Raw genomic sequence first — 20,690 nt, 5'->3', positions numbered from 1 at the left:
CCCGCGCGGGGCTCAGGCGGCGTGGACGATGTCGTGCACGAAGCGCAGCTTGGCCAGCGCCCCGGACGACAGGGCGAAGGGATAGGCGTCCTGCTGGCCCAGGCTCCGGTTCAGGCTGTTGAGCAGCAGCGTCAGCGGCACCCATTCCTGCACCATGGCCTCGAAATCCGGCCGGTCCGTGGCGAACGGATTGCCCACGCGGTAGGTCTGCACCACGCCGCTTTCCGGGATTTCCAGGCCCGTGTGGTAGCTGGAGGCGGTCTCCAGCAGATCGACCATGTGCAGGTAGTGGGCCCAGGTTTCTGCCCAGTCCTCCCAGGGGTGGGCGGTGGCATAGGCGCTCACGTGGCGCTCGCGCCATCCGCCCAGGTGCGGGCTGCTGGCGTAATAGGCCTGCAGGGCCGCGGCGTAGTCCTGGCGTTCGTCGCCGAACACCGAGCGAAACTCCTCCAGCCGGCCCGATTCCAGCAGCAGGTGGTCCCAGTAGAAATGGCCCGACTCGTGCCTCAGGTGGCCGAGCAGGGTGCGGTAGGGCTCGTGCAGCGCGAGCCGCAGCCTGGCGCGTTCGTCATCGTCCGCCTCGGCCACATTCAGCGTGATGGTTCCGGCTGCATGCCCCGTCATCACGGGATGGCCGGGCTGGTCCGCCAGGAACTCGAAGACCGGACTGGCGCCGTCGGGCGCGGGCTGCAGGCCCAGGCGCGCGAGGGTGTAGTAGAGCTGCCGCTTGGCATGCTCGATCTGCTTCCAGCGGCGCAGGTTGGCAGGTTCGGAGAGGTCGGGAAGGATGCGTGTCTGGCGGCACGACCTGCACAGCTGCTGCGGGTCATCGGCGGCTACCGCGAAGTTGCACGCGGCGTGCGCGATCCGGTTATGGCACATCCGGTACAGCGGCGAGGCGCTGCCCTGGCGGCGCGACGGCACCCGCTGCCACAAATCGGTATCACCCTGCAGTCCGGACACCGCGGGCACCAGCGCCGCCATGGTGAGCTGGTCAGGCAGGAAGGCCAGCTTCGCGCCGCAGTGCAGGCACTGGACGCTGTCGAAGAAAACGAGGTGACCGCACTGGTCGCAATTGAAAACCTGCATGGTGCCGGAGCATACGGCCTGTGCGGTCCGTCTTCGTGTGGACGGGCCGGTGGAGGCCACTTGCGGCGGGCGATGGGCTCTGCCGTTGGAGATTGCAAAAGAAAAACAGGCTCCATGGGGAGCCTGCTGTGGCGAGGGAGGGCCGGGCGGTCAGGCCGCCGGCCCGCGTGCATCAGGGACGCACGACGATGCTGTTGCGCACTTCCCGCACGTGCTTGGTGTTGCGGGCGATGGCTTCCGCGCGATCCTTCTCGGCCTGCGACTTGGCGAAGCCGGACAGCTGCACCGTGCCGTTCAGCGTCTCCACGCTGATGGACGTGGCGGAGACCGACTTGTCTTCGGCCATCTTGGCCTTCACGGCGGTGGTGATGCCGGCGTCATCCACGTAGGAGCCCACGGTCTGCTGGTCACGTGCCACCGAGCATCCGGTGGTGACGATGGTGGCGCCAGCGAGGGCTGCAAAGGCGAGTGCACGAGCGTACTTCATGGTTATTTCCTTGGTTTGGTTGAGAGAACACGGGTGCGGGGACATCCTTCAGTCCGCCGGCCTTCTGCACCCTCCTTGCCGGTGGACTGCCTGCGAGGGCCGGCTGCGCCTTCAGCGGTGCAGCCAATCCTTGAGTTCGTCGGCATGCTCTTCCTCGTCGGCGAGGATGCCTTCCAGCATGCGGCGCGTGGTGGGGTCCTTGTCGCCGATCAGGCTGATCATCTGCCGGTAGGCTTCGACAGCGATGCGTTCGGCCACCAGGTTGGCGCGCACCATCGCCTTGAGGTCCGACGACTCGTCGTACTGCGCATGGCTGCGTTCTTCCAGCGTGCGTGGGCGGAAATCCGGCTCGCCACCCAGTTGCACGATGCGCTGGGCGATGAGGTCCGCGTGGGCCGCTTCCTCGTTCGCATGCACCAGGAATTCCGCGGCGATCGCGGGAGACTCCAGACCGTCGGCCGTGAAGTAGTGGCGCTTGTAGCGCAGCACGCACACGAGTTCGGTCGCCAGTGCATCGTTCAGCAGCTTCACGATGGCGTCGCGGTGCGGACCGTATGCAGGCGTGACGGCGCCTTCGTCGAGATCCTGGGTGGCCGCGTACTGGAGGGCTTTCTCGTCCAGGGTGAGCGATGCAGTTGCCGTGGGTGTGGAGTTCGGGGTGGTCATGGAGCGCCCGTGGAATGTTGTTGTGGATGTGGGGCGGGCCGGTGGTGGAGGGCTGCTGGAGGCTTCCGTTTCCGGTCCCGCGTTCTCAAGTCAGGAGATCAGTAGTCGCGGCCCCGGGGGCGGCGTGCCAGCATGCACAGCGTGGCCACGAAGGCGCCGGCGGCTGCCGCGATGGCCAGCGACTTGCCGGGCTGCTCCGAGACGTAGCGGGCGGTGGCATCGGCGGCCTGGTTGAGTTGGCGGCGGGCGCGCTCGCCGGTGTCGGCGCAGTAGGCGATGCCGCGGGAGGCGAGGTCCTGGGCGCGTGCGGCCAGGTCATCGATCAGGGGATCCACGTCGCTCTGCAGTTCCCGCACCTTGCGTTCGGCCTTGTCCAGGGTCTTGTTCGCCGCGTTGCGGGTGGTGCGCACGGCGTCCTGGGCGTTGTCCAGCATGTCTTCGGCCACGTCGTGCGCGGTATCTGCAGCCTTGTCGGCGAGTTTTTGTGCTTCCATGGTTTCTGTTCCTCAGGTAGTCGGGTCGTCAGGGCGGGCAGGTCGGTACGTTCAACCGCGCTTGAGCAGGCTCAGCACGAAGGTGACGACGGCCATGATCACGAACACGAAGAACAGGATCTTGGCGATGCCGACGGCGCCCGCTGCGATCCCACCAAAGCCGAAGAGTGCGGCGATCAGTGCGATCACCAGAAAAACGACTGCGTAGTGCAACATATCTTTCTCCTCTTGGACCGGAGGGCCGGTCGGTGGTTGGTCGATGGCGCTGTCGCGTTGGCGCCTGGATCCAATGTAGATTTGGGGGCGCGCACAGGCTGCCGGCCCCTGGCGCGCTGCGCTGTAGGACGCGGCCGACCACCGCGGCGAGGGTTGCGCAGAGCCGGAAAACGGAAGGAAAGCGCCGCAGGAAACGCCGCAGGAAACGGCGGGAAAGGGCGCGTGGAAACGGCTGCAGCGGGCGCGTGGCCGAGCCCTGCAGCGTTCAGTGCACGACGGGCAGCACGGCAGACACGAGCGTGCCTTCGTTGGCCTCGGAGGTGACGGTCAGGCGCCCGCCGGCGGCCTCGACGCGGTGGCGCATGCCCATGAGCCCGTGTGCGGAGGCCTGTACCTTGCTGGTATCGAAGCCCGAACCGTTGTCCCGGATCTGCACCGCCACATGGGTGGGATAGTTGTGCACGGCCACCAGCACCTTGGTGGCGTTGGCGTACTTGCCGATGTTGGTCAGCGATTCCTGCACCATGCGGTAGATCGTGAGCTGCACGGCCTCGGGCAGTTCCACCGATTCGAGATTGAGTTCCACGTCCACGCTGCTGCGCTGCTCGAACTCGCGCGCGAGGATCTCCAGCGAGGCGGTGAGGCCCAGGTTGAAGAGGGACGAGGGCCGGAGGTCCTCGATGATCCTGCGCTTGAGCGCGATGCCGCTGTTCAGGGTTTCGGTGAGGTGCTTGAGCCGCTCGGCGATCTCGGGCGACTGTGCGTCGATCTTCGACTTCAGCCGCGCGACGTCGAGCTTGGCGGCGGTGAGCAGGGCACCCAGTTCGTCGTGCAGCTCGCGGGCCAGGTGGCCGCGCTCGTCCTCGCGCACCTGCTGCAGGTGGTTCGCCAGTTCGGTCAGCGACGCGGTGCGTTCGCGCACCAGCAATTCCAGCCGGTCGCGTTCGCGCTGCAGGGCCTCCTGTTCCCGCTCCTGGGCGGTCTGCAGGGCGCTGGCCTGGCGCAGGTACATGTAGAACGCGAGCAGGCCGATGGCCACAACGGTCGCGATGCCGATGCGCGAGAGGGTGAGCGAGTGGAGGATCTCGTCGGTGTGGTGCGTGGAGCGGTCCGCGCTGCGCTGCGCGAGGCGGCCGGACAGCGTGCGGATGGCATCCATGTTCTCCTTGCCGACATCGGTGGAGAGGACGAACTTCCAGGCGTCGTCGTTGTTCTGGCGGCGCAGGCGCAGGCTCAGGTCCAGCTCGGACATCTTGCGGGATATCTGCCGGGAGAGCTGGGTGAAGTCTTCCTGGTCCTCCGGGGAGGAGCGGTAGATGGCCCGCAGTTCTTCCAGGTTGGCATCGATGGTGGATGCTGCCTTCTGGTAGGGCTGGAGATAGCGGTCGTCCCCCGTGAGCAGGTAGCCGCGCAGGCCGGTTTCCGCGTCCAGCATGTTCTGCATCATGCGGTTGAGCGCGGCGCGGGTCGTGTAGGTGCTCGACAGCGCACGCACGGCCTCGTTGGACCGCGCGTATCCGGCCTCATTGATGCCAACCAACGCAGCGGCTGCCAGCAGCGCCAGGGGCAGGCTGACAGCCATCTTGCGAAAATTGGACCAGCGCATATGTATGTTTCTCCGGTAGGGATGGGGGCGAATTCTGGATAATGTCACCAGCCCGCAGCAATCGCCGCAGGCACGCTCCCGCAACGGTGGATGGGCCACCTGACCAATGATGGGCAGCCCAGCTGCCTCTTGAAAGAAACTCTCAATGATCAAGATCGGCATTGTGGATGACCATGCGATTGTCCGCTCGGGATTGCGACAATTTCTGTCAGAACATGTAGACCTTCGCGTAGTCGGCGAGGCCTCGAACGGCCGCGAAGCCATCGACCTCGTGCGCAACCACGAGATCGACGTGCTGCTGATGGACCTGTCGATGCCCGGCCAGAGCGGCCTCGATGCGCTGGCCATGCTGCGCGCGAAAGCACCGGACATGGGCATCCTCATCCTGAGCGGATACCCCGAGGAACACTATGCGATCAACCTCATCCGCCAAGGTGCCAGCGGCTACCTGAACAAGGAATGCGACCCCAAGGAGATCGTGGAAGCCATCCGCACCATCTCGCTGGGCCGCCGCTATCTCACGCCGGCCGTCGCGGACCTGCTCGCGCAGCAGCTCAATCGCAAGGATGACGCGCCTCCGCACGAGCAGCTTTCCGAGCGCGAGTTCCAGGTGTTCCTGAAGCTGGCCAAGGGTGAGACCGCGGGCGACATCGCCAAGTCGCTGTCCCTGAGCGTCAAGACCGTGAGTACCTACCGTACGCGCCTGATGGAGAAGATGGCGCTGTCGTCCAACAGCGACCTGACCTACTACGCGTTGAAGAACAAGCTCATCGATTGATCGCTGGGTCTTTTGCGGCAGGGCATCGCGCCCTGCCGCGGCGCGTGCGGATCGCACGTTGCCGCGCGTTCGGAACCCCGGATGGATGGACTCCCTCCGGGGTTTCGTGCTTCATGGGATGGGGACCTGCATCACGCGGCTGTACGCATGCAGGGCGGCGACGGAAGCCGCAGAAAGACCCGCTGTGGGGAAAACGATTGCGCGGTCAGGCGCTGCTGGCGGACTTGCGCAGCGTGCTGTGTTCCACGCAGTATTCGACGAGGGCGTCTATCTCGTTGGATTTGTCGAAAACGGCGTCCACGCCGAGCTGGGCGCAGCGCACGCGGACATCGGGGGTGGCGTAGTTGCTCAGGACGACCATCTTCTGGCGTGCCGTGCGGTCGCGGCAGGCGGCGAGGATGCCCAGTCCACTGCCTTGCCTGAGGAAAAGATCCACGATGGCCAGGTCCCATTGCTCGGGGTTTGCGGCCAGCCATTCCTTGCCTTCGTCTTCGGTTTCGGCGACACCCACGGCTTCGACTTCCGCCAGCTCCTCCAGCGTGCCGATCAGGTTCTCCCGGATCGTGGCGTTGTCTTCGACGATATAGGTGCGCAGTTTCACTGTGGGGCCGGTGCCGCTGAAGGCGTCGGATGGGAGGGGTTGATCACGGCTCTACTTTATAGGGAGAGAGCCGGCATTCTGCCAGCAGCAGGGTGTTACCCCGGTAGGATTTCTCCTACCGAAGCGCTTCGCCGCTGGCACCCCCTTTCGGGTGCCGTGTTCCGCACACGCTGCAGGCCGGGTCGCGGCCGGCGCGCATGGCGGTCCATTCCATGGAAAGGCCGTCCAGCATGAGCAGGCGCCCCGCGAGCGATCGCCCGGTCCCGCAGAGCAGCTTGAGCGCCTCGGCCGCCTGCATGGCGCCGATGATGCCGACCATCGGCGCAAACACGCCCATCGTGGAGCACAGCACTTCCTCGAACGCCGCCTCCGGGGGGAAGAGGCAGGCATAGCAGGGCCCATCGGACGTGCGCGGGTCGATCACGGTGACCTGTCCGTCGAAGCGGATCGCTGCCCCGGCCACCAGGGGCACGCGGTGGCGCACGCAGGCGGCGTTGACGGCCTGCCGCGTCGCGTAGTTGTCGCTGCAGTCCAGCACCACGTCCGCGAGCGGCACGTGGGCGTCGAGCCAGGCGGCATCCACGCGCAGGGGCAGGGCCTCCACCTGCACGCCGGGGTTGATGGCCTGCAGGGCCTGCGCCGCCGAAGCGACTTTGGACTGGCCGACGCGCTGCGTGGTGTGGGCGATCTGCCGCTGCAGGTTGGTCAGGTCCACGGTGTCGGCATCGACCAGGGTCAGGCGGCCCACGCCTGCCGAAGCGAGGAACAGGGCCGCTGGCGATCCCAGGCCGCCGGCACCGATGACCAGCGCATGGGCGGCAAGCAGCCGTTCCTGGCCTTCGATGCCGATTTCGTCGAGCAGGATGTGGCGGGAGTAGCGCAGGAGCTGGTCGTCGTTCATGGATGGGGCGTGGTGCGGGCGGGGGCGACAGGGGGAATACGAATGCACAAAGCAAAAGGCCGGACCCCTTGGAGTCCGGCCCTCGCTGGAAGGATGCATCCCGCCGGTCAGTTGTCCTTCTTTTCTTCCTTGCGCTCCGTCTGCGTCTTGCTGACGACGACGGTCAGGCCCTTGAGCTGGTTGAGGGCCTGGGTGAGCTGGAAGTCCTTGTCGGTTCCGAACTCGGGCATCTTGTTGCGCTCGGCGACGGGCTTCTTGGCTTCTTCCTCGAGGCGCTTGCGGGCTGCCTCGCGGGCCTTTTCGCGCGCTTCGTCCTTCTGCTCCTCGCCCTGGCCGCTGGTCAGGTGCTTCTCGAGGTCTGCCTCGCGCATGCGCAGCGCGGCGAAGGGGTCCCCGTCGGGGCTGTCGTCCACCATGATGTCGGGGACGATGCCCTTGGCCTGGATCGACTTGCCGCTGGGCGTGTAGTAGCGCGCCGTGGTGAGCTTGATACCGGTGTCCGGGCCCAGGGGGCGAACGGTCTGCACCGATCCCTTGCCGAAGGTCTGGCTGCCCATGATGGTGGCGCGCTTGTGGTCCTGCAGCGCGCCGGCGACGATCTCGCTGGCCGAAGCGGAGCCCTCGTTCACCAGCACCACCAGCGGAACGCTCTTGAGCGCCGCAGGCAGCCGCTTGAGCGGGTCGCCGGCACCGCGGCGCTGGTAGAACTCGGGGGAGGCCTTGTAGACCGCCTTACTTTCCGCGAGCTGGCCGTTGGTGGACACGACGGTCACATCTTCGGGGAGGAAGGCGGTGGAAATGGCCACGGCCGCGTCGAGCAGGCCGCCGGGGTCGTTGCGCAGGTCCAGCACCATGCCCTTGATGTTCGGATCCTGGCGGTAGATCTCCTCGACCTTGCGCACGAAGTCGTCCACCGTGCGCTCCTGGAACTGCGACAGCCGGATCCAGGCGTAGCCGGGCTCGATCTCCTTGCCCTTCACGGACTGGGTCTTGATCTCCTCGCGCGTGACGGTGACCGGGAAAGTGCGGCTCTCGTCCTTGCGGAAGATGGTGAGCGTGACCTGGGTGTTGGGCTCGCCGCGCATCTTCTTCACGGCTTCGTTGAGGGCGAGCCCCTTCACTGCCGTGTCGTCGATCTTGGTGATGAGGTCGTTGGTCTTCAGGCCCGCGCGGAAGGCCGGGGAGCCCTCGATGGGCGACACGATCTTGATCAGGCCGTCTTCCTGGGTGATTTCGATGCCCACGCCCACGAAGCGGCCCGTGGTGCCCTCGCGGAATTCCTTGAAGGACTTCTTGTCGAAGTACTGGGAATGTGGATCGAGGCTGGACACCATGCCGGAGATGGCGTCGGTGATGAGCTTCTTGTCGTCCACAGGCTCGACGTAGTCGGTCTTGATGAGCCCGAAGACCGCGGAGAGCTGCTGGATTTCCTCGAGGGGAAGCGGAGTCATGGCTCCGCGGGCGACGGTCTGCAGGGAGACCGTGGTCAGAGCGCCGGCAACGACGCCGACCGACACCCATCCTGCGATTTTGAGTTTGTGGCCCATTCGAAAAACACCTTTGCCGGTTCTAGGTCCAATATACACCCCCTTGGAAAGGGCAGGCGCGGCGCAGTTCCGCGCCCGCGGGGCTTTTTGGCGCATCAGGGCCGCCTCGCGGGTTTACCCCCGCTTGCGGCCCGTGGGGTCAGGCCTTGCCCTGGGACGCCACCGCGGCGGCTGCCCTGGCCGCGGCCTCGGCATCGCCGAGGTAGTAATGGCGCAGCGGCTTCAGGTCGTCGCCCAGTTCGTAGACCAGGGGAATGCCGTTGGGAATGTTCAGGCCGACGATGTCGTCGTCGGAGATGCCGTCCAGGTACTTGACCAGTGCCCGGATCGAGTTGCCGTGGGCTGCGACCATCACCCGCTGGCCCGACCGCATGGCGGGTGCGATGCGCTCGTTCCAGAAAGGCAGCACCCGGGCAACGGTGTCCTTCAGGCATTCGGTGAGCGGAATCTGCTCGGGGGCGAGGCCGGCATAGCGGAGGTCGCCGCGCTCGCTGCGCGGGTCGGTGGCCTCCAGGGCCGGCGGGGGGGTGTCGTAGCTGCGGCGCCAGACGAGCACCTGCGCATCGCCGTACTGCTTGGCCATGTCTGCCTTGTTGAGCCCCTGCAGGGCGCCGTAGTGGCGCTCGTTGAGGCGCCAGCTGTGCTCCACGGGCAGCCAGGTGCGGTCCATCTCGTCCAGGACGTGCCACAGGGTGCGCGTGGCGCGCTTGAGCACGCTGGTGAAGGCCAGGTCGAACTCGTAGCCTTCGGCCTTCAGGAGGCGGCCGGCGGTCTTGGCCTGCTCGATGCCGGTGGAAGTCAGGTCCACGTCGGTCCAGCCGGTGAAGCGGTTTTCGAGGTTCCAGGTGGATTCGCCGTGGCGGATCAGGACGAGTTTGTGCATGGTGGCTGCAGGAATGGGAAGCTGTGGAATCGGGCGGGTCAAACGCCGCATTCTAAAATTGCGGGGTTTGCTTTCCCCAAGGACTTCCGTGAATTTCTTCATCGACAACTGGTATCTCGTCCTCGTCGCACTGGTTTCGGGCGCGATGCTGCTCCTGCCTGTCTTCCGCGAAGCCGCGGGCGGCTCGCTCACCGCGGCGCGCGCGGTGCAACTCATCAACCGCGAGAAGGCCGTGGTGGTCGATGTCTCCGAGCCCGACGAGTTCGCGGCCGGCCATGTCGGCGGCGCGAAGAACGTGCCCCTGGGCCAGCTGGAGGAACGCCTGCCGCAGGTGGTCAAGAACAAGTCGGTGCCGCTCGTGCTGGTGTGCGCCAAGGGCGCCCGGGCGCAGCGTGCGGTGGCGGTGGCCAAGAAGCTCGGCTATGACAAGGCCGAGGCGCTCGCGGGCGGGCTGAAGGCCTGGCGCGATGCCAGCATGCCGGTTGAAAAGGCCTGAAGCGGCACCACGTGCCCTTCACACCCCACGCAATCTTCCAGGAAGGCCGCTCCATGCAACCCGTCAAGATGTACACCACCGCCGTCTGCCCCTACTGCATCCGGGCCAAGCAGATCCTCAAGTCCAAGGGCGTGGAGCAGATCGAGGAGGTCCGCGTCGACCTCGACCCCGAGGCCCGCTCGCACATGATGGAGGTCACCGGACGGCGCACGGTGCCGCAGATCTTCATCGGCGACACCCACGTCGGTGGCCATGACGACCTGGTCGCGCTCGACGGCCGCGGTGGCCTGATGCCCCTGCTCGGCGCCTGAAAGGCGCACCGGCCGGGCGCTGCATAATGCGGCCCCGGGTGCTGCCCGCTGCGGGAACGAGACGTCCCCGGCGGGCTTTGTCTTACCTGGCCCTTTTCCCGTTTCCGAATCGAAAGAACGACCTCATGTCCGAAGAAAATCCCGTGTTCCAGATCCAGCGCGTGTATCTGAAGGATCTGTCCCTGGAGCAGCCGAATTCGCCCCAGATCCTGCTGGAGCAGGAGCAGCCCAACGTGGACATCCAGCTGGGCGTCGAGGCATCCCCCGTCGCCGACGGCATTTTCGAGGTGGCCGTGACGGCCACGGTGCAGACCAAGATCAAGGACAAGACGGTGTTCCTGGTCGAGGCCAAGCAGGCCGGCATCTTCGAGATCCGCAACATCCCGGAAGACCAGATGGGCCCGATCATGGGCATCGCCTGCCCCCAGATCGTCTATCCCTACCTGCGCGGCAACATCGCCGACGTGATCACGCGCGCCGGCTTCCCGCCCGTGCACCTGGCAGAGATCAACTTCCAGGCCATGTACGAGCAGCAGCAGTCGCAACTGGCCTCGGCCGCGCCGACGCCGGGCGTCACGCAGTAATCCTTCCCACCGGGCGCCGCCGTGCGGCGGCGCATCGCAGCCGGGGACTGCGAGCGGTTCCCCTGCCGAAACCGCAACGACATTCCTCATGAAGATCATCGTGTTCGGTGCCGGCGCCTGGGGCACGGCCATGGCCCTCAGCGCGGCCGCGCACCCGGCCGGACATGCCGTGACCCTCTGGGCGCGCGATGGCCACCAGGCCGCCGCGATGCAGGCGGCGCGCCAGAACGCCCGCTATCTTCCCGGCATCGCCTTTCCCCCGGCCCTCGCCCTCGCGAGCGGTGCGCCTTCCGGGGCGCTTGCGTCCAGCCGGGCCGTCCTGGCCATCGTCGCGACCCCCATGTCCGGCCTGCGCGGCATGCTGGAGGCGTTGCGCGACGCGGACATCCCCGTGGCCTGGCTCTGCAAGGGTTTCGAGGCCGTTCCCGCAGGCGGCGAGGCCGCGTCCCAGGGCCTGATGGCGCACGAGATCTGCAGCCAGGTGGCCCCGCGTTTGCGCGCGGGCGCGCTCAGCGGCCCCAGCTTCGCTCTGGAGGCGGCGCAGGGGCGGCCCACCGCGCTGGTGGCCGCAAGCCGCGATGCGCAGGTGCGTGAGCTGCTCGTGGAGGCGTTCCATGGGCCCACCCTGCGCGTTTACGCCAACGAGGACATCGTGGGCGTGGAGGTGGGAGGCGCCGTGAAGAATGTGCTGGCCATCGCCACCGGCCTGTGCGATGGGCTGGATCTGGGCACGAACGCGCGTGCCGCGCTCATTACCCGGGGCCTGGCCGAGATGAGCAGGCTCGGGCTCGCGCTCGGCGCGCGGGCGGAGACGTTCATGGGACTTTCGGGGTTGGGTGACCTGGTGCTGACCGCCACGGGGGACCTGTCCCGCAACCGCCGTGTGGGCCTGGCGCTCGCGCGAGGCCTCACACTGGACCAGGCGGTGGAGTCGCTCGGCCATGTGGCCGAGGGGGTGTACAGCGCACGGACGGTGGTGCGTCGTGCGGGCCAGCTCGGCGTGGACATGCCGATCGCGCAGGAAGTGGTGGCGCTGCTGGATGGCCGATCGACCGCTGCGGAGGCGGTGGCACGGCTGATGGGGCGCAGCCCCGCGGCGGAACTGCGCTCCTGCTGAGCGTTGCCCTCCGCGGTGCGCCAACGTGGGGGCCGGGGCACCGGCCGCCCACGCCGCGTACGCGCATCAGACCACGCCGAAGAGCATCAGCAGCAGGACGAGGGACAGCGGGACGCCGAGGAGCCACAGGATGATGGGCATGGTCTTTCTCCTGAAAGGTGGGTTGAAGATGTCTCCACCTTAAGACCCGGGCGCCCCGCGGATTGTGCGCGCGCGGCACCTGCCCGCGTAGGTGCGCGCCTTCCCGCCGCGCGGGACATCTCGTGCCGAGCTGCTCAGAACTCGAGGTTGTCGATGAGCCGGGTCGGCCCTAGCCGGGCCGCGCCCAGGGCCACCAGCGTGCCGGGTTGGGGTGCGGTGTCGGGGCGCTGCAGGTCGGCCCTGCGGCGCACCACGAGGTAGTCGGGCTGCCAGCCCCGGCTGCGCAGCGCGTCGCCTGCCTCGGCCTCCAGTGCGGGCCAGTCGGCGATGGGGCGCGAGAGCGCGGCGTCCGACAGGGCCCGCAGGGCGCGCGACAGCTCCACCGCCTGGACGCGTTCGGCCGGCCCCAGGTAGCCGTTGCGCGAGCTGAGGGCGAGTCCGTCCGGGGCGCGGCAGGTGTCCCCTGCCACCACGTCCACCGGCAGGGCGAATTGCTCCACCATGCGGCGGATCACCATCAGCTGCTGGTAGTCCTTCTTGCCGAACAGGGCCGTTCCGCCGCCGGTCGTGCCGAACACGGCGGAGAACAGCTTCATGACCACGGTGCAGACGCCCGTGAAGAAGCCGGGGCGGAAGTGCCCTTCGAGCAGGTCGGCCAGCAGCGGATCGGGCTGGACCTTGAAGGTTTGCGCCTGGGGGTAGAGGTCCGTCTCGCGCGGGGCGAAGAGGATGTCGCAGCCTGCGGCTTCCAGTTGCGCGCGGTCGGCCTCCCAGGTGCGTGGATAGCTGTCGAAATCCTCGTGGGGCAGGAACTGGAGGCGGTTGACGAAGATGCTGGCGACGGTCACGTCGCCAAGCGCGCGGGCCTGCCGCACCAGGGACAGGTGCCCTTCGTGCAGGTTGCCCATGGTGGGGACGAAGGCCGGGCGGCCCCGGCTGGCGAGCGTGGAGCGCAGGTCGGCGATGGAGTGTGCGATGAGCATGGAGGAGCGGCTGGAAGGTCGTCGGAAGGGCGGAAGGCCGGCTGCGGGCTCTCGGGGGAGGGCGCGTTACCAGGCGTGGAGTGCGTCGTCCGGGAAGCGTCCCGCCTTGACGGCCTGCACGTAGGCTTCGATGGCGCCGCGCACGCTGCCGGCCTGGGCCATGAAGTCGTGCGCGAACTTCGGGTTCTTGCCGAGGTTCACTCCCAGCATGTCGTGCAGAACGAGCACCTGGCCGGCCGTGCCGCTGCCGGCGCCGATGCCGATGGTGTGGCAGCGCGGCAGGGCGTCGGTCACTTCGCGCGCCAGCGTGGCGGGCACCATCTCGAGCACCAGCATGGCGGCGCCCGCGTCCTGCAGTTCGTTGGCCTGGCTGCGCAGCGCGCGCGCGGCTTCGTCGCTGCGGCCCTGGACGCGGTAGCCGCCCAGGGCATGCACCGTTTGCGGGGTGAGGCCCAGGTGCGCGCAGACCGGCACGCCGCGCTCGACCAGGAACCGGACGGTGGGTGCCGTCCAGCCGCCGCCTTCGAGCTTGACCATGTGCGCTCCGGCCTGCATCAGCGTGCAGGCGCTGCGCATGGCCTGTTCGGGGCTTTCCGCGTAGCTGCCATAGGGCAGGTCGGCGATCAGCCAGGCCGTGCCCTGTACCCGGTGCAGGCCCCGCGCCACGCTGGCCGTGTGGTAGGCCATGGTGTCCAGGGACACGCCCACCGTGCTGGGCAGGCCCTGGCAGACCATGCCCAGCGAATCGCCCACGAGCAGGCATTCCACGCCCGCCGCATCGGCCACTGCGGCGAAGGTGGCGTCGTAGGCCGTCAGCATGGTGATCTTCTCGCCGGCCTCGCGCATCTGCGCCAGTCGCGGCAGGCTCACGGGGCGGCGCTGCGGCAGAGGGGAGGCAGGGGGCAGGGTGCCGTAAGGCGTGGTGGCGTTGGCGGGCGTCGGCGTTGGCGCGGTCATGGAATCAATCCTCGGGAAACGCGAATGAGCCGCGAGTCTAAGCCGGTGTCCGGGCCGGTCCGCCAGAGTGACCTCCGTGCGGCGGGGTGTGCCTGCTGTCGCGCGGGCGCGTTGCCGGTATGCTCGCGTTCCATGACGAATATGTTTCAGCCAGCCGCCGGCCCGGTGGGCGATGCGCAATGGCAGGCCGTGGTGTGCGCCGACGTGGCCCGGGCCCTGGAAGAGGACGTGGGCGCGTGCGACCTGACCGCCGCCCTGATCGATCCGGCGCGGCGCGCACGCGCGCGCGTGCTGGCCCGCGAAGAGGCCGTGATCTGCGGTGCGCCCTGGGCCGAGGCCGCGCTGCGCGCGCTGGATCCGGACGTGCGGCTGACCTGGAAGGTGGCCGAGGGCCAGCGCTGCGCGGCCGACCAGGTGGTGCTGGAGATCGAGGGGCAGGCGCGGGCGCTGCTGAGCGCCGAGCGCACGGCGCTCAATTTCCTGCAGTTGCTGTCGGCCGTGGCCACCAAGACCCGGCGCTACGTCGATGCGGTAGCGGGCACCCGCGCGCAGATCGTGGATACCCGCAAGACCCTGCCCGGACTGCGCCTGGCGCAGAAGTACGCCGTGCGCATGGGTGGGGGCACCAACCACCGCATCGGGCTGCACGACGCGGTGCTCATCAAGGAAAACCACATCGCCGCCGCGGGAGGCGTCACGGCCGTGCTGCATGCGGCGCGTGCCGCGGCCGCGCAGGCGAAGTTCATCGAGATCGAGTGCGAGACGCTGGAGCAACTGGACGAGGCGCTGTCGGCCGGCGCCCGCATGGTGTTGCTGGACAACATGCCGCTGCCGATGTTGCACGATGCCGTGCGCCTGAACGCCGAGCATCCTGCAGGGCCGGCCATCCTGGAGATTTCCGGGGGCGTGACGCTGGAGGGCCTGCGCGCACTGGCCGAGACGGGCGTGGACCGCATTTCCATCGGCACGCTGACCAAGGACGTGAAGGCCACCGATTTCTCGATGCGCATGCAGGATCCGGCCTGAGTCGCCTGCCGCCCACCGCACGTTTCACAGCGCGTTTTCCGCAACCCCAACGAGGCCCCACAGAACCGGCCCGACAGGCACCCCGCCATGACCACCGACACCCTCGCCCTCAAGCCCGTGGAATACGAACAGCCCGCCAGCGAGGGCGGGGGCGCGTGCTCCACCCGCCACGCCTGGGCCCGCGTGCCCGCGGAGCCCCTGCCGGCCGAACGCGCCGCGCTCAAGGAGCGCATCCGCGCGCTGCTGCGCGAGAAGAACGCGGTCATGGTGTCGCACTACTACGTGCACCCCGACCTGCAGGACCTGGCGGAGGAAACCGGCGGCATCGTCAGCGATTCGCTGGAGATGGCCCGCTTCGGACGCGACCACGCCGCGCAGACGCTGGTCGTCTCGGGGGTGCGCTTCATGGGCGAGACGGCGAAGATCCTGTCGCCCGAGAAGACTGTTCTCATGCCTGACCTGGACGCCACCTGCTCGCTGGACCTGGGGTGCCCCGTGGACGATTTCAGCGCCTTTTGCGACGCCCATCCGGACCGCACCGTGGTCGTGTACGCCAACACCAGTGCCGCGGTGAAGGCGCGGGCCGACTGGCTGGTCACCTCCAGCTGCGCCCTGGAGATCGTGGGCGCGCTGCACGCCGCCGGCCACAAGATCCTGTGGGCGCCCGACCGGCACCTGGGGGCCTACATCCAGCGCGAGACCGGAGCGGACATGCTGTTCTGGAACGGCGCGTGCATCGTGCACGACGAGTTCAAGGCGGCGGAGCTGGAGGCGCTCAAGCGGGAGCATCCGCAGGCCCGGGTACTGGTGCATCCGGAGAGCCCTGCCGAGGTGGTGGCGCTGGCGGATGCGGTGGGCTCCACGAGCGCGATCCTCAAGGCGGCGCGCGAGATGGATGCGCGCGAGTTCATCGTGGCCACGGACAACGGGATGATGCACAAGCTGCGTGCGCTCAATCCGGACAAGGTGTTCCACGAGGCACCCACGGCCGGCAACAGCGCCACCTGCAAGAGCTGCGCGCACTGCCCCTGGATGGCCATGAACGGCCTGGCCGACGTGGCGCGCGTGCTGGAGACGGGGGCCAACGCCGTCCATGTCGATCCTGCACTGATTCCGCGGGCACGCCAGCCCATCGACCGCATGCTCGCGTTCACCGCGGCGCTCAAGGGAGGTCAGCCCGCGGGGGCCCTGGTGCCGCGCATCGGCGCTGCATGACCTCTTCGGCCCGCATCGATTTCTCCACGCCGCTGGATCCGGCGGCGCCGCGGCTGCGCCTGGCCTTCGCGGAGCCGCGCGAGGTGCTGGTGGCCCGCTCGCTGCAGGAAGTCCGCCCCGTGCTCGAAGCGGTGGACGCCAGGGCGCGGGAAGGGGCATGGTGCGTGGGCTACCTGCGCTACGAGGCGGCGGGGGCGTTCGATACGGCGCTCGCGACGCATCCGGCCGACGGGCCGCTGGCGTGGTTTGCCGTGTATGGCGCTCCATCGCCGGCACGCGACGTGGTGGACACGGGCGGGGTGGCCGGGGCCGGCGGGGCATCCGCGTCGGTGGAGGGCTGGAGCGGGCTGGACCGCCAGGATTTCGACGAGGCCTTCCGGCGCATCCAGCAGGCCATCCGCGACGGCGAGCTGTACCAGGTCAATTTCACCGCGCCGCTGAGGGGCCGGTTCGAGGGCCGCCCGGCGGCATTGTTCGAAGCCCTGCAGCGGGCGCAACCGGGCGGGTATGCCGCGCATATCGATGCCGGAGACGAGCAGGTGCTGTCGGTGTCTCCGGAGCTTTTCTTCGACTGGCGTTCGAGGCCGGCGGGCGGGTCGATCCTGGCCCGCCCGATGAAGGGCACGGCACCGCGAGGCGACACTCCCGAGGCGGACGAGGCCCGGGCGGAACACCTGCGCACGGCCCCCAAGGAGCGGGCCGAGAACGTGATGATCGTGGACCTGCTGCGCAACGATCTCTCGCGCATCGCCGAGCCCCACAGCGTTGGCGTGCCGGCGCTGTTCCGCACCCAGGCGCTGCCCACCGTGTGGCAGATGACGTCGGACGTGACGGCCCGCACGCGGCCGGGCCTGGGCCTGGCGGACGTGTTTGCTGCGCTGTTCCCCTGCGGATCGGTCACGGGCGCGCCCAAGGTGCAGGCAATGCGGACCATCCATGCGCTGGAGGCCGGGCCGCGCGGTGTGTACTGCGGTGCACTGGGGGTGGTGCGGCCCGACGGCGCGGCTGGAGAGGGCGGTATCGCGGCCACTTTCAACGTGCCGATCCGCACCGTGGTGCTGCGTGGCGGCGCGGCGGAATGCGGCATCGGCAGCGGCATCACCTCCGATGCGCAGGCGGATGCCGAATGGGACGAGTGGCGCCACAAGCGGGCCTTCGTGGAACGGGCCAGCCAGCCTTTCGAGGTGCTGGAGACGCTGGCGCTGCAGGAAGGGGCCTTTCGCCACCGGGGCGAGCACCTGGCGCGCATGGCCGGATCCGCTGCGCATTTCGGCTTTCCGTGGGATGCAGGCCGCGTGCAGGCCTGCCTGGACGCACTGGCGGCCGCGCATCCGCGGGGCCTGTGGCGCGCGCGGCTGCTGCTGGATGCCGCCGGCCGCCCGCGTGCCGAAGCCTTCGCGTGCCCGGATGTGCCGGTACCTGTGCGGCTGGCGCTGGCGGACCGGCCCTTCAGTGCGGCGCACGGCGAGTTCGTGCGCCACAAGACCACGCGGCGCGCGCACTACGCGGCCTTCGCGCCCGCCGCGCCGGGGGTGTTCGATACGGTGCTCTGGAACGAGGCGGCGGAGATCACCGAGGGAACCTTCGGCAACATCGCGGTGCTGCTGGATGGGCGATGGGTCACGCCGCCACTGGCCTGCGGGCTGCTGCCCGGGGTGGGGCGGGCGGTCGCGCTGCGCGAGGGGCGGCTCGTGGAGGCCGTGGTCCGGCTGGAGGACGTGCCCCGCGTGCGCGGGTGGGCTTTCCTGAACAGCCTGCGGGGCTGGCTGCGCGCGGAGCTGGCCTCCGGTTCCTGAGCACGTTCCCGGCACCGGCTTCGTCTCCGTGGCCGGCTGCTTCGCATCGCCGCGCATGCCTTCGTGCCGTGCCGCCGGCATGGCCCCCGCATCGATACCCTGCTGGGGCGGACCTGTGGTTGCGGGTCGCGGCGGCCGGGCATCCATTTCCGGCATGCCGCAAGTGCCCGCGCGGGCGTGCTCCAAAAGCGCACGTTGTGGCAGGGGCCGCCGCTTTTCGATACACGACAAGGACTTCTCATGCGATCGCCTCACCAGCCCGCGGCAGCCGACAACGGCGCCGCCACGTTCCAGAGCCCGCCGCTCGACACCCATGATTTCATCCGCGCCGCCGCCCGTGCGCTGGGCATGGACAACGCCGGGATCGACCGTGCGGCGGAGGATGGTGGCTGCGCGATCGGCGACCTGCTGATCACCGTGGCACCGTTGTCCCCGCCGCCCGGCAGGCAGGACTCGATGCTGCGATCCGAGGTGCAGGTGATGCTCACCGTGGTCATGCGGCAGCGGTTTTCCGACATGCCGGCGCAGGATGCGTCCGCGCTGCTGTCCAACGCGCCGGGGCTGCTGGCGGGGTTCGAAGCCGCGATCGGCTGCCTGCCGGAAGGCGAGGCGACCCTGCACCGCCGCGTGACCCTGCCCGCCGGGGATGCCGAAGGGCAGGCGCTGGCTGGCGAAATGGTGGCCACCGCGCGCCTGGCCACCCTGGTCTTCTCCCCTGGCATCGCAGGAGGCTGACATGACCTCCCCCATTTCGCGCAAGGGCCCCCCCATCGGGCCGGATGCTGCGCGCGCCACGGAGACACGGCCTGCGGATGCTCCGGCCGGCCGGCCTTCTTCCGAGTCCCTGGCAGCGCCGTCCGGGCTCGCGCGGCGTGCGCCCCAGCCCCAGGGCGGCGTGGCCGGCAGGACCTGGACCGCGGCCCTGCCGCAGCGACCGGCGGTGGCGCGCCAGGCCGCTTCATCCACTGGCACGCCGGTGGCAGCGCAGCGCAAGGCTGCCGCCAGCGCCGCCGACGGCAGCCGGCTGCTCGCGGCCCTGCAGCAGGACCTGTCGGTGCCGGGCCACCAGGAGGCCGCCCACGGCGAGGCGATCCGGCACGGGCAGGCGGCGCTCGCCGGCCTGGACCGGTCGCTGCCCTCCGACCTCGCGGGTGCGCGCCGGGGCGCCGAGCTGGCTGCGCTGGCATCCGGCGCCCTGCATGGCGCCGGCAGGATGCCGGACGCAGCCGTGGAGGCATTGCTGGATGGCGCGGCCAGCCGGCGCGCCGAGGCGATGGTCGGGGCCATGGCGCCGCTTCCGCCGCTGCCGTTCGAGCCGATCGACGAACGCGCGATCGTGCCGGATGCCATGGTGCACGGGATGAACGCGCTGGAGCCGGCCTCCGGGACGGCGCTGCGCGAGCGGGCCCGCTCCCTGCAGGAGGACATCACGGCGCCGGGCAGCGATGGCAATGTGCTGGCCGCGCAGATCGCCCTGGGGGCCGTGGCCCGCGGCGGGCACGCGGAGGCCGGCCGCCACGCGGGCGCTGCGCTGGTCCTGCGCCTGCAGGCATCCACCCTGCCGGTGCCGGACCTGGGCGCGTTGCACGCGGCCGTATCGTCCGGGGCCGTCCGGGGGCAGGCCGCGCTGGCGAAGGTGATGGAAACCGCCGTGGCCGTGCCGCTTTTCATGGCGGAGCCTGTGGCCGGGGATGCGCAGGCGCGCGCGCCCAGCCCGGTGCAGGGCCTGCTGGCGCGGCGTGCCGCGCAATCGGTGGGCCGCTCGTCCGCCGCGATGGTGGAACTGGCCCGGTCCGTGTCGGCCCCCGGTTCGCTGCCGCAGGCCCGCGCCCTGGCGGAAGACGCGCCGGAGCGCGGGACCCTGCAGCGCAGTGGCCGTGCCGTCGGCCAGTCGATCGGTGCCTTCCAGGCCATCGCATCGCTGATGCGGCCCGTGGCCGGCTGATCCCGTGGCCGGGGCGCCTCCGGGCGCTCGCGTGCAGCGGGACCCGGCGGCGGGAAAGGCTATGTCAGAGCTTTTCCTTGACGTAGGACGCGCGGTCCATGTCCACGATCTCGACGCTGAGCTGGACCATCACGCCGGCAGGCCTGGGCGTGTGCTCGCGCAGGACCGCCCCGACACGGCCGGCGAGATCCTGCTTCGCCTCGGGCGTGCGACCGGAGAGCAGGCGCAGTTGCGCATGCACGAAGGCGCGCCCGGCCGGCTGCGTGCCGATGGCGAACCGCTCGGCGGTGGCGAAGCGGCTCTTGAGGTCGGATTCGGCCAGGATCTCGGGGCTGGCAGTGAGGGAGGCATTCACTGCCTCCAGCACTTGCGCTTCGGGGAAGGGGCGCAGGTTGTCGCTGTATTCGATGACGAGATGGGGCATGGCGTCGCAGGGGCTGTGAAGGAAAGGGGACGTAAAAGGGTCAGCTGCGCAGGCGTGCCAGGTCGAGCACGCAGCCGTCGCCGACGGCCTCGCGCCAGACCCGCACCCGGCTGGGCGGCGGATCGAGGTCGCCGAGCGCATCGGCGATGAACACGCAGAGATTCTCGAGCGTGGCGGGGCCCAGGCCCGGCACTTCGTCGAGGAGGTGGTGGTCCAGGCGCTCGCGCAGCTGGGCGCAGCGCGCGCGCAGGTGGCCCAGGTCGATCACCATGCCCGTGGCAGGATGGCGCGGGCCGGTGACGGAAATCTCCGCGTGGTAGGTGTGGCCGTGGATGCGGCGGCTGCCTTCGGCTTCGATTTCGCGCTGCAGCGTGTGCGCGGCATCGAAGAAAAAGCGTTGGTGGACGGTGAACAGCATGGTCGGGAG

Annotated in this window: 24 protein-coding genes; 10 read left to right on the top strand and 14 right to left on the bottom strand. The window is 69.2% G+C overall.

Features of this window, described 5'->3' with window-relative positions; translation table 11 throughout:
- Positions 1-12: 12 nt before the first annotated feature.
- The 6 genes from T336_RS0114140 to T336_RS0114115 all read right to left on the bottom strand — a co-directional run bounded on the left by T336_RS0114140 (position 13) and on the right by T336_RS0114115 (position 4,558).
- Positions 13-1,089: a zinc-binding metallopeptidase family protein gene (locus tag T336_RS0114140; protein ID WP_026433050.1), complete on the bottom strand. Its 1,077-nt coding sequence runs from the start codon at positions 1,087-1,089 to the stop codon at positions 13-15.
- A gap of 172 nt (positions 1,090-1,261) precedes the next feature.
- Positions 1,262-1,576 carry a BON domain-containing protein gene (locus tag T336_RS0114135; protein ID WP_013596144.1) on the bottom strand — a complete coding sequence of 105 codons (315 nt, stop codon included), beginning with the start codon at positions 1,574-1,576 and terminating at the stop codon, positions 1,262-1,264.
- A gap of 111 nt (positions 1,577-1,687) precedes the next feature.
- Entirely contained in the window at positions 1,688-2,242 is a 555-nt protein-coding gene (locus tag T336_RS0114130) for a ferritin-like domain-containing protein (protein WP_019702040.1), read from the bottom strand.
- A gap of 98 nt (positions 2,243-2,340) precedes the next feature.
- On the bottom strand, positions 2,341-2,736 hold the full coding sequence (locus tag T336_RS0114125; RefSeq protein ID WP_026433049.1) for a hypothetical protein: 396 nt from the start codon (positions 2,734-2,736) through the stop codon (positions 2,341-2,343).
- A 51-nt stretch (positions 2,737-2,787) separates the two neighbouring features.
- Positions 2,788-2,952 (bottom strand): DUF1328 domain-containing protein, encoded by a 165-nt coding sequence (locus tag T336_RS26120; protein WP_011796896.1) that lies wholly within the window; start codon positions 2,950-2,952, stop codon positions 2,788-2,790.
- A 265-nt stretch (positions 2,953-3,217) separates the two neighbouring features.
- Positions 3,218-4,558: a sensor histidine kinase gene (locus T336_RS0114115; RefSeq protein ID WP_026433048.1), complete on the bottom strand. Its 1,341-nt coding sequence runs from the start codon at positions 4,556-4,558 to the stop codon at positions 3,218-3,220.
- A gap of 145 nt (positions 4,559-4,703) precedes the next feature.
- Here T336_RS0114115 and T336_RS0114110 point away from each other — a divergent pair, with 145 nt between their 5' ends.
- The gene (locus T336_RS0114110) at positions 4,704-5,336 is read left to right on the top strand and encodes a response regulator (protein WP_013596140.1); all 633 of its coding nucleotides are present in this window, start codon (positions 4,704-4,706) and stop codon (positions 5,334-5,336) included.
- A gap of 205 nt (positions 5,337-5,541) precedes the next feature.
- Here T336_RS0114110 and T336_RS0114105 read toward each other — a convergent pair whose 3' ends face one another.
- From T336_RS0114105 to gpmA, 4 genes are all read right to left on the bottom strand, one after another.
- On the bottom strand, positions 5,542-5,937 hold the full coding sequence (locus T336_RS0114105) for a response regulator (RefSeq protein WP_019702037.1): 396 nt from the start codon (positions 5,935-5,937) through the stop codon (positions 5,542-5,544).
- A gap of 115 nt (positions 5,938-6,052) precedes the next feature.
- Positions 6,053-6,838, bottom strand: coding sequence for a HesA/MoeB/ThiF family protein (locus T336_RS0114100; protein WP_026433047.1), 786 nt, complete (start codon positions 6,836-6,838; stop codon positions 6,053-6,055).
- Between the two features lie 107 nt (positions 6,839-6,945).
- Positions 6,946-8,385 carry a S41 family peptidase gene (locus T336_RS0114095; RefSeq protein WP_019702035.1) on the bottom strand — a complete coding sequence of 480 codons (1,440 nt, stop codon included), beginning with the start codon at positions 8,383-8,385 and terminating at the stop codon, positions 6,946-6,948.
- A gap of 139 nt (positions 8,386-8,524) precedes the next feature.
- On the bottom strand, positions 8,525-9,268 hold the full coding sequence (gpmA, locus tag T336_RS0114090; protein WP_026433046.1) for a 2,3-diphosphoglycerate-dependent phosphoglycerate mutase: 744 nt from the start codon (positions 9,266-9,268) through the stop codon (positions 8,525-8,527).
- Between the two features lie 88 nt (positions 9,269-9,356).
- Between gpmA and T336_RS0114085 the strand changes: the two genes are divergently transcribed.
- The 4 genes from T336_RS0114085 (at position 9,357) to T336_RS0114070 (ending at position 11,776) form a co-directional block, all read left to right on the top strand.
- A complete protein-coding gene (locus tag T336_RS0114085; RefSeq protein ID WP_019702033.1) occupies positions 9,357-9,764 on the top strand; it encodes a rhodanese-like domain-containing protein in 408 nt (135 codons plus the stop codon).
- A gap of 53 nt (positions 9,765-9,817) precedes the next feature.
- Complete coding sequence (grxC, locus tag T336_RS0114080) at positions 9,818-10,075, top strand: glutaredoxin 3 (protein ID WP_019702032.1); 258 nt, start codon at positions 9,818-9,820, stop codon at positions 10,073-10,075.
- Positions 10,076-10,200: 125 nt separating this feature from the next.
- Complete coding sequence (gene secB / locus T336_RS0114075; protein ID WP_013596133.1) at positions 10,201-10,659, top strand: protein-export chaperone SecB; 459 nt, start codon at positions 10,201-10,203, stop codon at positions 10,657-10,659.
- 88 nt (positions 10,660-10,747) lie between these two features.
- Positions 10,748-11,776, top strand: a complete 1,029-nt coding sequence (locus T336_RS0114070; RefSeq protein WP_026433045.1) for an NAD(P)H-dependent glycerol-3-phosphate dehydrogenase — start codon at positions 10,748-10,750, stop codon at positions 11,774-11,776.
- A 275-nt stretch (positions 11,777-12,051) separates the two neighbouring features.
- Here the strand turns inward: T336_RS0114070 and panC are convergent, their stop codons facing one another.
- Positions 12,052-12,900: a pantoate--beta-alanine ligase gene (gene panC / locus T336_RS0114065; RefSeq protein ID WP_026433044.1), complete on the bottom strand. Its 849-nt coding sequence runs from the start codon at positions 12,898-12,900 to the stop codon at positions 12,052-12,054.
- Positions 12,901-12,966: 66 nt separating this feature from the next.
- Positions 12,967-13,857, bottom strand: a complete 891-nt coding sequence (gene panB / locus T336_RS0114060; protein ID WP_019702028.1) for a 3-methyl-2-oxobutanoate hydroxymethyltransferase — start codon at positions 13,855-13,857, stop codon at positions 12,967-12,969.
- Positions 13,858-13,998: 141 nt separating this feature from the next.
- Here panB and nadC point away from each other — a divergent pair, with 141 nt between their 5' ends.
- From nadC to T336_RS0114035, 5 genes are all read left to right on the top strand, one after another.
- Entirely contained in the window at positions 13,999-14,883 is an 885-nt protein-coding gene (gene nadC, locus T336_RS0114055; RefSeq protein ID WP_156957869.1) for a carboxylating nicotinate-nucleotide diphosphorylase, read from the top strand.
- 87 nt (positions 14,884-14,970) lie between these two features.
- Positions 14,971-16,098, top strand: coding sequence for a quinolinate synthase NadA (nadA, locus tag T336_RS0114050; RefSeq protein WP_026433042.1), 1,128 nt, complete (start codon positions 14,971-14,973; stop codon positions 16,096-16,098).
- Positions 16,095-17,894 (top strand): chorismate-binding protein, encoded by a 1,800-nt coding sequence (locus T336_RS0114045; RefSeq protein WP_026433041.1) that lies wholly within the window; start codon positions 16,095-16,097, stop codon positions 17,892-17,894. The genes nadA and T336_RS0114045 overlap by 4 nt, the downstream gene beginning before the upstream one ends.
- A gap of 240 nt (positions 17,895-18,134) precedes the next feature.
- Positions 18,135-18,629, top strand: a complete 495-nt coding sequence (locus T336_RS0114040) for a hypothetical protein (protein ID WP_026433040.1) — start codon at positions 18,135-18,137, stop codon at positions 18,627-18,629.
- Between the two features lies 1 nt (position 18,630).
- Positions 18,631-19,839 (top strand): hypothetical protein, encoded by a 1,209-nt coding sequence (locus tag T336_RS0114035; RefSeq protein ID WP_026433039.1) that lies wholly within the window; start codon positions 18,631-18,633, stop codon positions 19,837-19,839.
- A 64-nt stretch (positions 19,840-19,903) separates the two neighbouring features.
- Here the strand turns inward: T336_RS0114035 and T336_RS0114030 are convergent, their stop codons facing one another.
- Together T336_RS0114030 and T336_RS0114025 are read right to left on the bottom strand one after the other, a co-directional pair.
- Complete coding sequence (locus T336_RS0114030) at positions 19,904-20,263, bottom strand: 5-carboxymethyl-2-hydroxymuconate Delta-isomerase (protein ID WP_026433038.1); 360 nt, start codon at positions 20,261-20,263, stop codon at positions 19,904-19,906.
- A 40-nt stretch (positions 20,264-20,303) separates the two neighbouring features.
- Positions 20,304-20,681, bottom strand: coding sequence for a 6-pyruvoyl trahydropterin synthase family protein (locus tag T336_RS0114025; RefSeq protein ID WP_026433037.1), 378 nt, complete (start codon positions 20,679-20,681; stop codon positions 20,304-20,306).
- Positions 20,682-20,690 lie beyond the last annotated feature (9 nt).

Source organism: Paracidovorax oryzae ATCC 19882, assembly GCF_000687165.1.
Classification (GTDB): domain Bacteria; phylum Pseudomonadota; class Gammaproteobacteria; order Burkholderiales; family Burkholderiaceae_C; genus Paracidovorax; species Paracidovorax oryzae.
Note: the sequence above shows the minus strand (reverse complement) of the source record. Positions and strands in the feature narration are given on the sequence as shown.